This is a genomic window from Streptomyces sp. NPDC006326 (genome assembly GCF_040612915.1).
Classification (GTDB): domain Bacteria; phylum Actinomycetota; class Actinomycetes; order Streptomycetales; family Streptomycetaceae; genus Streptomyces.
In genome coordinates this window covers 20,868-33,571 of the sequence record NZ_JBEXRC010000050.1, presented here as the reverse complement: position 1 = coordinate 33,571, position 12,704 = coordinate 20,868, and the positions used below count along the sequence as shown (strand labels likewise).

Here is a 12,704-nt window from a genome sequence, read left to right as displayed (position 1 = left end):
TTTGAGTGAAGGAGCGGAACCAACCCTCGGAGAGCCCAGTTGACCAGGGCGCTCCACTAGCGGGCACTCGTGCGACAAAAGGACCAATGATGCTCAAGAAGATCATGACTGCTGCCGCGGTCACCGCCGCCGCCGTGGGCGCGAGCGCCGCTGTTGCGGCCCCGGCCATGGCCATCGGCAACGACAACGGGATCAACACCGTCAACGGCAACGGTGCCCAGCAGATCTACGGCAACCAGAAGACCAACGGCGACCTGAGCCCGCAGCTGAGCCTCGTCCAGGGCACCCTGAACAAGCCCTGCATCGGCCTGCCCGCGAAGGTCAACGTCCAGTCGGTCCTGGCGCTGCTCAACATCGGGGTCCAGGACGTCAACGTCCTGTCCAACCCGCAGAACCAGCAGTGCACCGAGAACTCCACCCAGGCCAAGGGCGACGAGCCGCTCTCGCACATCCTGGACAACATCCCGGTCCTGTCCGGCAACCTCTCGCAGGGCAGCTGATCCTCACTCCTCCCCCCTTTCTTGCGGCCGGGCCACCCGCCCGTGGAGCGAAGTGAAGAGGGCCCCGGCAGCCACCGGCTGCCGGGGCCCTCGGCCGTGTGCGGACCGCGGACCGCGGGCCGCGGGCCGCGTCGCGTACGCGGATGCGGACGCCGTCAGCCGGTCCAGAACTCCCACCACCGGGTGAGGACCAGCATCCCGATCGCACCGGTGTGCAGGGCGGGCGGGGCCCAGCCGAACTCGGTGAAGAAGCCCTGTACGGCGCGCGGCGCCGGAAGCAGGCCCGTGCGGACGGTGTGCGCGGTGACCGCCCAGAACATCAGCAGCGTGGCCACCCAGGCCAGGGAGCACCACAGGCAGAGCGCGTTGATCTCGTAGAGCGACTGGACCATGAGCCAGGCGCAGAAGCCGGTCCCGAAGAGGGTCCCGGCGTTCAGTCCCAGCCAGAACCAGCCGCGGTAGCGGGCACCGGCCAGCAGCCCCGCGCCGACGCACACGACGACCCCGTACGCGACCAGCCCCAGCATGGGGTTGGGGAAGCCGAAGGCCGCGGCCTGCTCGCTCTGCATGACGCTGCCGCAGGAGACGACCGGGTTGAGACTGCAGGCGGGCTTGAAGTCCGGGTCCTCCAGCAGGAGGAACTTGTCGAGGGTGATCACCCAGGAGGCCAGCACTCCGGCGGCGCCGGTGAGGACCAGCAGCCAGGCCAATCCCCTTGGGGCCACGGCAGGTTCGTCCTCGTGCGGTCTGCGGGGGCGGCCCTGCTGGCGGGGGACGCCCACGGTGTTCGTTGCCATACGGCCCATCGTCCCGCGCTCCACCACAGACCGGGGCGAACCATGCTGCTCGCCCTGCAAGTTGACCTGAAGGGGTGGCGGGAACCGCCGGTACTTCCCGGACGTTTTACCGAACCCCGGACGTGATGTCAGAGCCAGGGGTTACGTTGTGCTTCCGCGAAGTGACAAGCTGCGACGGCCTGGAGACCCACCTTGAGCGATCCGTACGAGACAACCGAGGCGCACCTCGCGCGACTCCTGGGCCGCGCCCTCAACTCCTTCGACCTGCCCGACCGGTTGGTCGAGCGCCTCGGTACGGCGCTCGCCCACAGCTCTTCGCTCTACACCACCCACCACAGCCCGGCGGCGGGACTGTGGCGGGAGACCCACCGGCACACCTACCTGCTGGCCGACGGCGGGTCCGCCTCGCTGTGGGAGCTGGTGTACCGGCTGCCGGGCGACCGGGCCGTGCGGCACGAGCTCTTCACGAGCAAGGCGGAGACCTGCCTGGCCGTGTCCCGGCTGTTCGGGGACGGCGCGGTGGCCGATCCCGCGGCGGCCGCGGGCCGGGAGGAGCCGGACGGCGAGGCGCCGGAGCTGAGCGCGCTGTTCGCGGCCTCCACCCCGGCCCACCGGCACCGGGAGTACGCGGTGGAGCAGTCCGCGGACCACGCCCGGCGGGTGCTGCGCCGCGCGGAGAACGCGGACCGGCCCGGCGAGCAGGTGGCCCTGCTGCTGAGGTCGGCGTACGCGCACCAGATCACCCAGGCGTTCGGCACCCGGCAGTGCCTGCCGGACGGGCGGGGCGCCGGATTCAGCCTGTACGAGCACTCGTTCGTGCTGCTGGACGGCAGCGAGCTCAGCCTGTGGGAGGTCGAGCACACGGCGACGCCCGACGGCCGCCACATGTGCGAGGTCTACGAGAGCGAGGCGGCGGCTCGCGGGGCCATGGAGCACCGCGCCCGCGTGCGGTGAGCCGAAGGGCGACGGGCATGCCCGCCGGGGAGGCGGACATGCCCGTCGGGGGACACGCAGGCGGAGCCTAGGCGGCCGAGGCCGGGGCCGGCTCGGGCACAGTCCCGGCGTCGGGCTGCGTGGCGCCCTCGCGCTGCTCCGGCGGGAGCGCCTTGCGCGGCAGCATGAACATCACCGCGAAGATCACGACGAGGACGGCCACGATCCACCACAGCGCGCCGTGGAAGGCATCGACGTAGGGCTTCCCGAGGACCATGTCGTCGTCGATCAGACCGAAGAAGACGACGGAGGTCAGGCCGAGACCCAGGGCGTTGCCCATCTGGCCGGTGGTGTTGATCAGTCCGGATGCGGAACCCGCGTGCTCGCGCGGGACCTCGGAGAGCACGGTGTCGGTGAGCGGGGCGACGATCAGGCCCATGCCGACGCCCATCACCACCAGCGGCGCGGCCATCTGCCAGGAGGCGATCTCCATGCCGTAGTGCCCGGACTCCCAGATGTAGAGGAGCAGGCCCGCGGCCATGGTCAGGGCGCCCGCCTGGAGCACCTTGCGGCCGAAGCGGGGCACGAGCTTCTGCACCGAGATGCCCGCGGCGGCCGAGACGGCGAGGGAGAAGGGGATGCCGGTGGTGCCGGCCCGCAGCGCGCTCCAGCCGAGGCCCATCTGCATGTACAGCGTCCACACCAGGAAGAAGATGCCGGTCGCGATGCCGAAGGTGAGCTGGACGGCGATACCGCCGGCGAAGCTCTTGACCTTGAAGAGGGACAGTTCGACCAGCGGGGAGCCGTCCTTGCGGATCTTGTACTTCTCGTAGGCGATGAAGGCCGCGAAGACGAACGGCACGGCGCCCATGCACAGGAAGCCCCACAGCGGCCAGTCGTTCTCCCGGCCGTGGGTGAGCGGGAAGATCAGCATGACCAGGCCGAGGGTGGCGATCACGACGCCGGCCAGGTCGAGGCGCAGGGCCTTGGGGGCCTTGGACTCGGTGATGTACTTGCGTCCGAGGAGCACGCCGGCGATGCCCACGGGCAGGTTGATCAGGAAGATCGGGCGCCATTCGAGGCCGAGGATGTTGCCCTCGCTGAGCAGCGCGCCGAGCATCGGGCCGGAGACGGCGCCCAGACCGACGATCGCACCGAACATGCCGAACACCTTGCCGCGCTCGTTCGGCGGGAAGGTGACGTGGATGATCGCGAGGACCTGCGGGACCATCATGGCCGCCATGCCGCCCTGGAGGATGCGGGAGGCGACGAGCATGTCGGGGTTGGCGGCGATCCCGCACAGCAGGGAGGCGGCGGTGAAGCCGGAGATGCCGATGAGGAAGAGGCGCTTGCGCCCGTAGATGTCACCGAGACGGCCGCCGGTGATCAGACCTGCGGCGAAGGCGAGGGCGTAACCGGCGGTGATCCACTGGATGGCGCTGGTGGAGGCGTGGAAGTCCGCGCGCATCCGGGGTATCGCGATGTTGACGATCGTGACGTCGACCAGGTCCATGAAGGCCGCGGTCATCACGATCGCGAGGGCGAGCCAGCGCCGGCGGTCGGCCGGCGCCGGGTCGGCTGCTGCAGGTGGGGCGTGGTCGGGCAGAGGGGAGTTCCGCTCTTCTCGTACGGGCCCGTTCTTTCTTTCGGGCGATGCCTGGGACGTCTCGGTGGTCATGGAAGGAAACCTAGACGGCATCTAGGTCAGTTGGTGTCCTAATGCACTGGCAGGCTGGTGACATGACCGACACTCCGGCCCGCCTGCTGACCCTGCTCTCGCTGCTCCAGACCCCGCGCGAGTGGCCGGGGAGCGAGCTGGCGCAGCGGCTGCGCGTCAGCGCCCGGACGATCCGGCGCGATATCGACCGGCTGCGGGAGCTCGGCTATCCGGTGGAGGCCACGCTGGGCCCGGAGGGCGGGTACCGGCTGGTGGCGGGGGCGGCGATGCCGCCGCTGCTGCTGGACGACGAGGAGGCCGTGGCCATCGCGGTGGGCCTGCGTGCCGGGGCCGGGCACGCAGTCGAGGGCGTGGAGGAGGCCTCCGTACGGGCCCTGGCCAAGCTGGAGCAGGTCCTTCCGGGCCGGCTGCGCCACCGGGTGAGCTCGCTCCAGTCGGCCACGGTCGCCCTGGCGCGGGGCGACGGGGCCAGCGTGGATCCGCGGACGCTGACGACGATGGCGTCGGCGGTGGCGGGGCGGGAGCGGCTGCGGTTCGCGTACCGGGCGCGGGACGGGGCGCAGTCGCGGCGGCTGGTGGAGCCGTACCGGCTGGTGAGCACGGGGAGCCGGTGGTACCTGGTGGCGTACGACCTGGAGCGGGAGGACTGGCGGACGTTCCGGGTGGACCGGGTGGCGGAGCCGTTCGCGACGGGCGCCCGGTTCGCGCCGCGGGAGCTGCCGATGGACGCGCAGGAGTTCGTACGGCGGGGGGTGCGGGGCGCGGAGACCTACCGGGTGGAGGTCGTCCTCGGGGCGGGGGCGGAGGCGCTGCCGCCGTGGCTGCGCGATGCGGCGGTGGCGGACCCGGCGGGTACCCGGGTGTGCTTCGAGAGCGGGGACTCCCCGGAGTGGCTGGCGGCCAGGCTGGCGCTGATCGGGGTGCCGTTCACCGTCCACGAGCCGGAGTTCCTGGCGGTGGCGGCGCGGGGGCTGGCTGCGCGACTGGCCTCCGCGGCCGGGTCGTAGCCCGGCCGGGGGTCGTAGCCCGGCGGGGGCGCCCGGGTGCCGGACGCAGACGGAGGGAGCCCCCGGCACCTGGGGGGGATAGGCACCGGGGGCTCGTACAGGGGGCTCGCGCCGACTCTCGGGCGCGGGCCTCAGGCCACCGCGTCGAAGCCCGTCGCGCTTGCCATCCGCTTCAGCTCCAGCAGCGCGTGCTTCTCGATCTGGCGGATCCGCTCCCGGGTCAGGCCGTGCTGCTTGCCGACCTCCGTCAGGGTCCGCTCGCGGCCGTCGTCGATGCCGTAGCGCATCTTGATGATCGAGGCGGTGCGCTGGTCCAGCTTGCCCAGCAGGTCCTCCAGCTCCTCGCTGCGCAGCAGGGACAGGACGGACTGCTCCGGGGAGATCGCCGACGTGTCCTCCAGGAGGTCGCCGAACTGGGTCTCGCCCTCGTCGTCCACGGACATGTTCAGGCTGACCGGGTCGCGCGCCCAGTCCAGTACGTCGCTGACGCGCTTCTCCGTCGAGTCGAGCTCGGCGGCGATCTCGGCGTGGTCCGGGTCCCGGCCGTTCTCCCGGTTGAACTCGCGCTGGATCCGGCGGATCCGGCCGAGCTCCTCGACGAGGTGGACGGGCAGGCGGATGGTGCGGGACTGGTCGGCTATGGAGCGGGTGATGGCCTGGCGGATCCACCACGTGGCGTACGTGGAGAACTTGAAGCCCTTGGTGTAGTCGAACTTCTCGACGGCACGCACCAGGCCTGCGTTGCCCTCCTGGATCAGGTCGAGCAGGGGCAGGCCGCTGCGCGGGTAGCGGCGGGCGACGGCCACGACGAGGCGGAGGTTGGAGCGGATGAAGATCTCCTTGGCCCGCTCCCCCTCGGCGGCCAGGGCTTCCAGCTCCGCGCGCGAAGGGGAGTCCCCCTCGCGCTCCACCTCGCCGTCGAGGATCTCCTGGGCGTAGACGCCCGCCTCGATGATCTGCGAGAGCTCCACTTCCTTGGCCGCGTCGAGCAGCGGGGTGCGCGCGATCTCGTCCAGGTACATGCCGACCAGGTCGCGGTCGGCGATCTCCCCGCCCGCAGCGCGGGCGCTGCCCGTGGACTGACGGCGGGCGACGGCGCGGGTTGCCATGCGTGCTCCCTTGCAAAAGTTCGGTCGCGGTGCGGCTGCTGGAACGCGGCTGTGCGTCCCTGGACACTCTCCCGAGTGGCCCCTGCCGAAGGAAACAACGACTGGAATCGGGACAGAATTCCCACGCTGGTCCCTCTTTTTCGAGATCTTGCAGTATCCTGCCCCGCCGTCGGCGTCCCCGAGGGCCGCAGGGCTCCGTAAGAGCTCGAAGAGGTGCAGGTCAGGCGCGGGATCGAGACCCGGGCGCCGCCCCTCGGAACAGCGCCGGCCGTGGCTGCACTCCCGTCCTTGAAGACGGCGCTCGGCGCCTTCCGGTTGCCTGCGCGGTCACCCGAACTGGAGGGAGCGCTTCGACAGGCCCATCCAGAAGCCGTCCACCGGGTCCGTGCGGCGGCCGAGGTCACCGCAGGCGTCCGCCGCGCCGAGGGTGACGAAGAGCGGGGCGAAGTGCTCCGTACGGGGGTGGGCCAGGCGGCCCGCCGGGGACTTGGCCTCGAAGTCCATCAGGGCGTCGACGTCACAGGCGCCCAGGGCCTCGCGGCCCCACGCGTCGAACTCCGCCGACCAGGACGGCACGCCGGGACCGGAGTGCCGCAGGGCCGCCAGGTTGTGGGTGAAGAAGCCGCTGCCCACGATGAGGACGCCCTCGTCGCGCAGCGGCGCCAGCTTGCGGCCGAGGTCCATCAGGCGGCGCGGGTCGAGCGTCGGCATCGACATCTGCAGGACCGGGACGTCCGCCTCCGGGAACATCTCCACCAGCGGGACGTACGCGCCGTGGTCGAGGCCGCGGTCCGGGATGTCCTGGACCGGCGTGCCGGGCGCCTGGAGCAGCGCGCGTACCGAGGCGGCCAGCGCGGGGGCGCCCGGGGCGTCGTAGCGCACCCGGTAGTAGTGCTCCGGGAAGCCCCAGAAGTCGTGGACGAGGGGGACGGGCTCGGTCGCACCGAGGGCGAGCGGCGCCTCCTCCCAGTGCGCGGAGACCATCAGGATCGCCCGGGGGCGGGGCAGGTCCGCGGACCAGGCGGCGAGTTCGCCCGGCCAGACCGGGTCGTCGGCCAGCGGCGGGGCGCCATGGCTCAGGTAGAGCGCGGGCATGCGCTCCGGGGCCGGGCTGCGGTGCGGAGTGGTGGTCACGGGGTGCTCCTCGTACGTCGGCGCGACCCTGCGGACTGCGTCGGCACGGCCTGCGGTGTCGTCGGCACGGGCCTGCGGTCGCCTGCACGGGCTCGGAACCGGGCCCTGACAACAGACTAACCCCGTGTCGTTCAAATTTGAACGACACGGGGTCATCAGTCATTCCCGGCAGCCCCGGGCCCCGTCAGTGCGCGATCACCGGCACCTGGAGCTCGGCGTCCGCGTCCGCGCCCTTCGGGCCGCCGGAGGCGATCGGGCCACCCGCGCCCGGACGGCCCGTGGTGATCAGGGTCGCGGCGAGGACCGCGCTGGTGAGCAGGATTCCGACCGCCCACCAGATGGCGGTGGAGTAGCCCTCCACCATCGCCTGGGCCTGGATCAGCTTCGCCGCGGGGCCGCCCGCCGCCGCCTGGGCGGCGTGGTCGGTCAGGTACGCGGTCGTCGCCGAGGCGGCGATCGTGTTCAGCAGCGCGGTGCCGATCGCGCCGCCCACCTGCTGCGAGGTGTTGACCATCGCTGAGGCGACACCGGCGTCGGCCGGCTGCACCCCGTGCGTGGCCATCGACATGGCCGGCATGAACGCCGTACCCATGCCGAGGCCCAGCAGCAGCTGCGCGGGCAGGATCAGCGCCGGGTAGGAGGACCCGACCTCAAGCTGCGTCAGCAGCAGCATGCCGGTGGCGGCGAGCAGGAACCCCGGGCCCATCAGGAGCCGCGGCGCGACCCGCGTCATCAGGCGCGCGCCGATCTGGGTGGAGCCCGTGATCATGCCCGCGATCATCGGCAGGAAGGCGAAGCCGGTCTTGACGGGCGAGAAGCCCTTCACGACCTGGAGGTAGTACGTGAGGAAGAGGAACAGGCCGAACATCGCGATGACGGCGAGGCCCAGCGAGAGGTACACGCCGCCGCGGTTGCGCTCCAGCAGGACGCGCAGCGGCAGCAGCGGGGACTTCACCTTGGACTCGACGAAGACGAAGGCCGCGAGCAGCAGGGCCGAGCCGATGAACATGGCCACGGTCACCTGGTCCGACCAGCCGGCCGACTCGGCGCGGGTGAAGCCGTACACGAGGGCGACCAGACCGAGGGTGGAGAGGACCACGCCGGGGATGTCGAGCGGCGCGCGGTTGCGCCCGCCGACGGGCTCGCGGATGACGAGCCAGGCACCCAGGGCCGCGACGACCGCGAACGGGATGTTGACGAAGAAGGTCCAGCGCCAGTTGAGGTACTCGGTGAGGAAACCGCCGAGGATCAGACCGACGGCGCCGCCGCCACCGGCGATCGCACCGTAGATGCCGAAGGCCTTGGCGCGCTCCTTGGCGTCGGTGAACATGACGGCGAGCAGGGACAGGGCGGCCGGCGCCAGCAGTGCGCCGAAGGCACCCTGGAGGGCGCGGGCACCCAGCATCATCGCCTCGCCGTTGGCGGCGCCGCCGAGTGCGGAGGCGAGGGCGAAGCCGCTCAGGCCGACCACGAAGGCGTTCTTGCGGCCCCACTTGTCGGCGATGCGGCCGCCGAAGAGCAGCAGACCGCCGAAGGCCAGCGCGTACGCGGTGATGACCCACTGGCGATTGCCGTCGGAGATGCCGAGGTCGGTCTGGGCGGACGGGAGGGCGATGTTCACGATCGTCGCGTCGAGCACGACCATCAGCTGCGCCAGGGCGATGAAGACCAGGGCCTTCCATCGACTGGGGTCGGCCACCGGGACGGGTGCCGGGGCTGTTTTCGGCATGGGGGTACCCACTTCACTGTGCGGAATGACTGAAAAAGCGTGTTTGATCGGGATTTCGACGCTATCGGGGGCGACCCCGGGGCGTCACATGGTTTTCTGCCTCAGGTCCTCAAGCGTGGCCGCCGAACCCGGCAGGACGGAGCGGGCCGGGGCCCCCAACCCGTCGAGGAACAGCTGGAGATGACGGTGGACGAACATGTCTCCGTCCACGCAGGTGATGTCGGGCAGGGGCCGGCTGAGCTGGGACAGGGCGACCATCAGATCGCCGACCCCGACGTCGGTGCGGACCAGGCCGGCGTCCTGGCCGGCCGTGACCAGGGCTTCCACCGCCTCCTCCAAATCCGCGCGGGCGGCGAGGAGTTCGGGGTGCTCGCGGTCGAAGTCCCCCGCGAGCATGGGGCACAGGGCGCCGATCCGCTCGTCCGCGGCCGCGTGCGTGAAACGGCACAGCGCGGCGAAGGGGTCCGCCTCGACCGCGAGGGACTCCTCGGCCTGGGCGGCCACCCGGCCCATCACGTAGAGCACGACGTGGTGGACGAGGGCGGCCCGGTCGGGGAAGTGCCGGTACACGGTGGCGTTGCCGACGCCCGCCCGGCGGGCGATCTCGTCGAACGGGGCGCTGCAACCGGTCTCCACGAACATCTCGCGGGCCGCCACCAGGATCCGCTCACGGTTGCGCACGGCGTCCGCGCGCGGACGCGGGACCCGCTCGACGGCCGGGGCCGCCGGGGCGGTGGGCGCCGGGGCCGCCGGGGCGGACATGGCCGCCGGGGCGGACATGGCCGACGCGGCGGACGGGGCCGCCGGGGCGGTGGCGGAGCGCTTCATTCCGGGGCCTCCCTGGACCTGGGACTCGTACGGGGCCGTACGGAGGGGTCCGACGGACCCCGGTAAACGGGGAGCCGGTCCCCGCTTCGTGGACTCTCATGCAAACGGGGATTGCGTCCCCGCTTATTTCACCCCTCCGTGTGACCTGAGTCACCGCCCCGTTCCCGTTCGGCCGCACCCGGCGCGCGGGTGAGCCGCCGCCGACAGAGGGTGATCGCACAGAGAGCAGACCGGGCCCGGCCGGCTGCCGCGGACCCGAAGGCGATCTCCATGTCGCAGACCCGCCACCGGATACGCCGACATCACCGCGCCTGCGCCTACATCGGCCTCACCGCGCTGGCCCTGGGGATCACGGCCACCGCGAGCACCGGGATCGCCGGACGCGGCAACTCCGCGGCCGGCCCGGTGGCCGCGAACGCCGAATCGGCCCTGGCACCCTGCCGGATCAGCGGCGCGATGGGCGTACAGATGTCCGAGGGCCTGCCGACGCCTCCCGGGTACTCCCGCTCGACGGGCGAGATCCGGGCACTGAACCTGATGATCGACTTCCCTGACGCCAAGGGCGAGGGCGCGGCCATGGACCGGATGGCGGAGTTCTTCCCCCGGACCTCCGACTGGTTCCGCACCAGCTCCTACGGCCGGCTCAGCTACCGCCCCGAGGCCCCGATACGGAACTGGCTGCGGATGCCGATGCCCTTCGCCGCGTACGGGATCGGCCGCGGCTCCGCCTACGAGCCCGGCTACCGCCAGCTCGTCGAGCACATCGCGAAGGCCGCCGACTCCGAGGTGGACTTCAGCCGCTACGACCTGATCAACATCCTGGTCACCCCGAACGCCGGGCCCTCCGCCCTGGACACCGTCCTGTCCGTCACCTTCTCGGGCAATGCCGACGCCCCCACCGCCGACGGGGTCCCGCTCGCGAACACGTCCTTCGTCTACAGCCGGCAGGACGACGGCTCGGGCTCCTACCGGGAGACCGGCTACCGGGTCCTCCCGCACGAGAACGGGCACGTCTTCGGCCTGCCCGACCTCTACACCGCCGACGGCGGCGGCGCGGTCGGCCACTGGGACATCATGAGCGAGGACTGGGGAGCCAACAACGACCTGCTGGGCTGGCACAAGTGGAAGCTGGGCTGGCTGGACGGCTCACAGATCAGCTGCGCCTCGAAGTCGGGCGTCAGCGACCACGTCCTCACCTCCCTGGCGGTGGAGGGCGGCACCAAACTGGCCTTCGTGCCGCTGACGGAGAGCTCCGGATACGCGGTGGAGGTGCGCACCCGCGCCGGCAACGACGAGGCCGTCTGCCGCCCCGGCGTCCTCGTCTACAAGGTCGACTCGCAGGTGGACACCGGGCGGGGGCCGGTGACGGTCGCGGACAGCACGGCCGCGAGCGGCGGCTGCACGCGGCGGCCCAATGTGCACGGGGAACTGTCCGACGCGCCGTTCCGACCGGGTGAGACCTTCACCGACGAGAAGGCCGGCATCAGCATCTCGGTGGTGGGCGAACTGCGTGACGGCAGCTTCCAGGTCAGGATCACCCGCCCGTGACGTCCCCCGAGCCCTGACCGCCCGCCCGGACCGTGCCCGCCCGCCCCACCCCGAGGAGTCCGACCATGACCAGCACCCCGGAGGAACGCCTGACCGCGGCCGGGTTCACCCTGCCGCCGGCCCCGGCGCCCGTCGCCGTGTACGTACCCGCGGTACTCAGCGGGCACTACGTCCACACCTCCGGCCAGCTCCCGATGGTCGACGGCGCGCTCCCCCTGACCGGCAAGGTCGGCGACGGGATCACCCAGGAGCAGGGCAAGGACCTGGCCCGGCAGTGCGCACTGAACGCGCTCGCCGCGATCGCGTCGGTCGCCGGCGACCTGTCCGCCGTCAAACGGGTGGTCAAGGTGGTCGGCTTCGTCGCCAGCGCCCCCGGATTCACCGGCCAGCCGTACGTGGTCAACGGCGCGAGCGAACTGTTCGGGACCGCCTTCGGCGACGCGGGCATCCACGCGCGCAGCGCGGTCGGCGTGGCGGTGCTTCCGCTGGACGCGCCGGTGGAGGTGGAGGTCACGGTCGAACTGCACGTCCCGATGGGGGTGTAGGGCCGCGGCCGCGGTACTCGTCCCAGGTCCACACGAGCTGGCGGCGGGCCAGGACGCCCACCGCGTGGCGGCGGTAGCGGGCCGTGCCGCGGACGTCGTCGATGGGGTTGCAGGCGGCGGCCGCGAGCTCCCCGAACTGCCGGGCGACCGAAGGGCTGACGGCCCCGCCGGACTCCCACAGGCCGCCCTCGTCGAGGGCCGCGGCGAGGAACTCCTCGGCGGTCACCGCCCGCACCGGGGTGGGCGCCGCCGAGCCGATGCCCGTACGCACGCTGCGCGTCGCGGGGTGCAGGGCCATGCCGAAGGCGCAGACGGCGATGACCATGGCATTGCGGGTACCGACCTTGGAGAACTGCTGGGGGCCGTCCGCGGTGGCGATGTGGACGGTCTTGATGAGCTCGTCGGCGGCGAGGGCGTTGCGCTTGACGCCGGTGTAGAACGCGTCGATCGGGATCAGCCGGGAGCCCCGTACGGACTCCACCTCGACCTGCGCACCCGCGGCGAGCAGCGCGGGGTGCGCGTCGCCGGCCGGGGAGGCCGTGCCGAGGTTCCCGCCGACGCTGCCGCGGTTGCGGATCTGCGGGGAGGCGACGGTGTGCGAGGCGAGCGCGAGCGCCGGCAGCTCCGCGCGCAGGTTCTCGATGATCTCCGTGTACGTCACGCACGCCCCGAGCCGTACGACGTCCTCGCCGACCTCCCACTCCTGCAGGCTCCGGATGCGGTTCAGGTCCATCAGGTACTCGGGGCGGCGGTGGTCGAAGTTGATCTCCACCATGACGTCGGTGCCGCCCGCGATCGGCACGGCCGTGGGGTGCTCGGCCTTGGCGGCCAGCGCCTCCTCCCAGGTGGCAGGGCGCAGGAAGTCCATGCGGGGCTCTCCTTCGTCGTCCGGCGGT

General features: G+C 71.9%; 12 protein-coding genes. 5 read left to right on the top strand and 7 right to left on the bottom strand.

Annotation, left to right across the window (positions count from 1 at the left end; genetic code table 11):
- Positions 1 to 89: 89 nt before the first annotated feature.
- Positions 90 to 500, top strand: a complete 411-nt coding sequence (locus ABZ128_RS29715) for a rodlin (protein WP_356852250.1) — start codon at positions 90 to 92, stop codon at positions 498 to 500.
- Between the two features lie 155 nt (positions 501 to 655).
- On the opposite strand, the gene ABZ128_RS29710 is transcribed toward ABZ128_RS29715, so the two are convergent.
- On the bottom strand, positions 656 to 1,297 hold the full coding sequence (locus ABZ128_RS29710) for a vitamin K epoxide reductase family protein (RefSeq protein WP_356852248.1): 642 nt from the start codon (positions 1,295 to 1,297) through the stop codon (positions 656 to 658).
- A 192-nt stretch (positions 1,298 to 1,489) separates the two neighbouring features.
- Between ABZ128_RS29710 and ABZ128_RS29705 the strand changes: the two genes are divergently transcribed.
- The gene (locus tag ABZ128_RS29705; protein ID WP_356852246.1) at positions 1,490 to 2,251 is read left to right on the top strand and encodes a DUF6227 family protein; all 762 of its coding nucleotides are present in this window, start codon (positions 1,490 to 1,492) and stop codon (positions 2,249 to 2,251) included.
- A 67-nt stretch (positions 2,252 to 2,318) separates the two neighbouring features.
- Here ABZ128_RS29705 and ABZ128_RS29700 read toward each other — a convergent pair whose 3' ends face one another.
- Positions 2,319 to 3,908 carry an MFS transporter gene (locus tag ABZ128_RS29700; RefSeq protein ID WP_356852244.1) on the bottom strand — a complete coding sequence of 530 codons (1,590 nt, stop codon included), beginning with the start codon at positions 3,906 to 3,908 and terminating at the stop codon, positions 2,319 to 2,321.
- Between the two features lie 62 nt (positions 3,909 to 3,970).
- Here ABZ128_RS29700 and ABZ128_RS29695 point away from each other — a divergent pair, with 62 nt between their 5' ends.
- On the top strand, positions 3,971 to 4,915 hold the full coding sequence (locus ABZ128_RS29695; protein WP_356852242.1) for a YafY family protein: 945 nt from the start codon (positions 3,971 to 3,973) through the stop codon (positions 4,913 to 4,915).
- Positions 4,916 to 5,046: 131 nt separating this feature from the next.
- Here the strand turns inward: ABZ128_RS29695 and ABZ128_RS29690 are convergent, their stop codons facing one another.
- The 4 genes from ABZ128_RS29690 to ABZ128_RS29675 form a co-directional block, all read right to left on the bottom strand.
- On the bottom strand, positions 5,047 to 6,024 hold the full coding sequence (locus ABZ128_RS29690; protein WP_356852241.1) for a sigma-70 family RNA polymerase sigma factor: 978 nt from the start codon (positions 6,022 to 6,024) through the stop codon (positions 5,047 to 5,049).
- A gap of 327 nt (positions 6,025 to 6,351) precedes the next feature.
- Positions 6,352 to 7,119, bottom strand: coding sequence for a class III extradiol ring-cleavage dioxygenase (locus ABZ128_RS29685; RefSeq protein WP_356852278.1), 768 nt, complete (start codon positions 7,117 to 7,119; stop codon positions 6,352 to 6,354).
- A gap of 223 nt (positions 7,120 to 7,342) precedes the next feature.
- On the bottom strand, positions 7,343 to 8,887 hold the full coding sequence (locus ABZ128_RS29680; protein WP_356852239.1) for an MFS transporter: 1,545 nt from the start codon (positions 8,885 to 8,887) through the stop codon (positions 7,343 to 7,345).
- An 84-nt stretch (positions 8,888 to 8,971) separates the two neighbouring features.
- The gene (locus tag ABZ128_RS29675; RefSeq protein ID WP_356852277.1) at positions 8,972 to 9,667 is read right to left on the bottom strand and encodes a TetR/AcrR family transcriptional regulator; all 696 of its coding nucleotides are present in this window, start codon (positions 9,665 to 9,667) and stop codon (positions 8,972 to 8,974) included.
- A 318-nt stretch (positions 9,668 to 9,985) separates the two neighbouring features.
- Here ABZ128_RS29675 and ABZ128_RS29670 point away from each other — a divergent pair, with 318 nt between their 5' ends.
- Positions 9,986 to 11,263: a M6 family metalloprotease domain-containing protein gene (locus ABZ128_RS29670; protein WP_356852238.1), complete on the top strand. Its 1,278-nt coding sequence runs from the start codon at positions 9,986 to 9,988 to the stop codon at positions 11,261 to 11,263.
- Between the two features lie 65 nt (positions 11,264 to 11,328).
- Positions 11,329 to 11,808, top strand: a complete 480-nt coding sequence (locus tag ABZ128_RS29665; RefSeq protein ID WP_356852237.1) for a RidA family protein — start codon at positions 11,329 to 11,331, stop codon at positions 11,806 to 11,808.
- On the opposite strand, the gene ABZ128_RS29660 is transcribed toward ABZ128_RS29665, so the two are convergent.
- Positions 11,774 to 12,676: an FAD binding domain-containing protein gene (locus ABZ128_RS29660; RefSeq protein ID WP_356852236.1), complete on the bottom strand. Its 903-nt coding sequence runs from the start codon at positions 12,674 to 12,676 to the stop codon at positions 11,774 to 11,776. The genes ABZ128_RS29665 and ABZ128_RS29660 overlap by 35 nt on opposite strands.
- Positions 12,677 to 12,704: the final 28 nt, after the last annotated feature.

Excerpts from the sequence above, each read along its gene's own strand:
- ABZ128_RS29715 (WP_356852250.1), top strand. The coding sequence starts at position 90 with ATGCTCAAGAAGATCATGACTGCTGCCGCGGTCACCGCCGCCGCCGTG.
- ABZ128_RS29710 (WP_356852248.1), bottom strand. The coding sequence starts at position 1,297 with ATGGCAACGAACACCGTGGGCGTCCCCCGCCAGCAGGGCCGCCCCCGC.
- ABZ128_RS29700 (WP_356852244.1), bottom strand. The coding sequence starts at position 3,908 with ATGACCACCGAGACGTCCCAGGCATCGCCCGAAAGAAAGAACGGGCCC.
- ABZ128_RS29695 (WP_356852242.1), top strand. The coding sequence starts at position 3,971 with ATGACCGACACTCCGGCCCGCCTGCTGACCCTGCTCTCGCTGCTCCAG.
- ABZ128_RS29690 (WP_356852241.1), bottom strand. The coding sequence starts at position 6,024 with ATGGCAACCCGCGCCGTCGCCCGCCGTCAGTCCACGGGCAGCGCCCGC.
- ABZ128_RS29685 (WP_356852278.1), bottom strand. The coding sequence starts at position 7,119 with ATGCCCGCGCTCTACCTGAGCCATGGCGCCCCGCCGCTGGCCGACGAC.
- ABZ128_RS29680 (WP_356852239.1), bottom strand. The coding sequence starts at position 8,887 with ATGCCGAAAACAGCCCCGGCACCCGTCCCGGTGGCCGACCCCAGTCGA.
- ABZ128_RS29675 (WP_356852277.1), bottom strand. The coding sequence starts at position 9,667 with ATGTCCGCCCCGGCGGCCATGTCCGCCCCGGCGGCCCCGGCGCCCACC.
- ABZ128_RS29670 (WP_356852238.1), top strand. The coding sequence starts at position 9,986 with ATGTCGCAGACCCGCCACCGGATACGCCGACATCACCGCGCCTGCGCC.
- ABZ128_RS29665 (WP_356852237.1), top strand. The coding sequence starts at position 11,329 with ATGACCAGCACCCCGGAGGAACGCCTGACCGCGGCCGGGTTCACCCTG.
- ABZ128_RS29660 (WP_356852236.1), bottom strand. The coding sequence starts at position 12,676 with ATGGACTTCCTGCGCCCTGCCACCTGGGAGGAGGCGCTGGCCGCCAAG.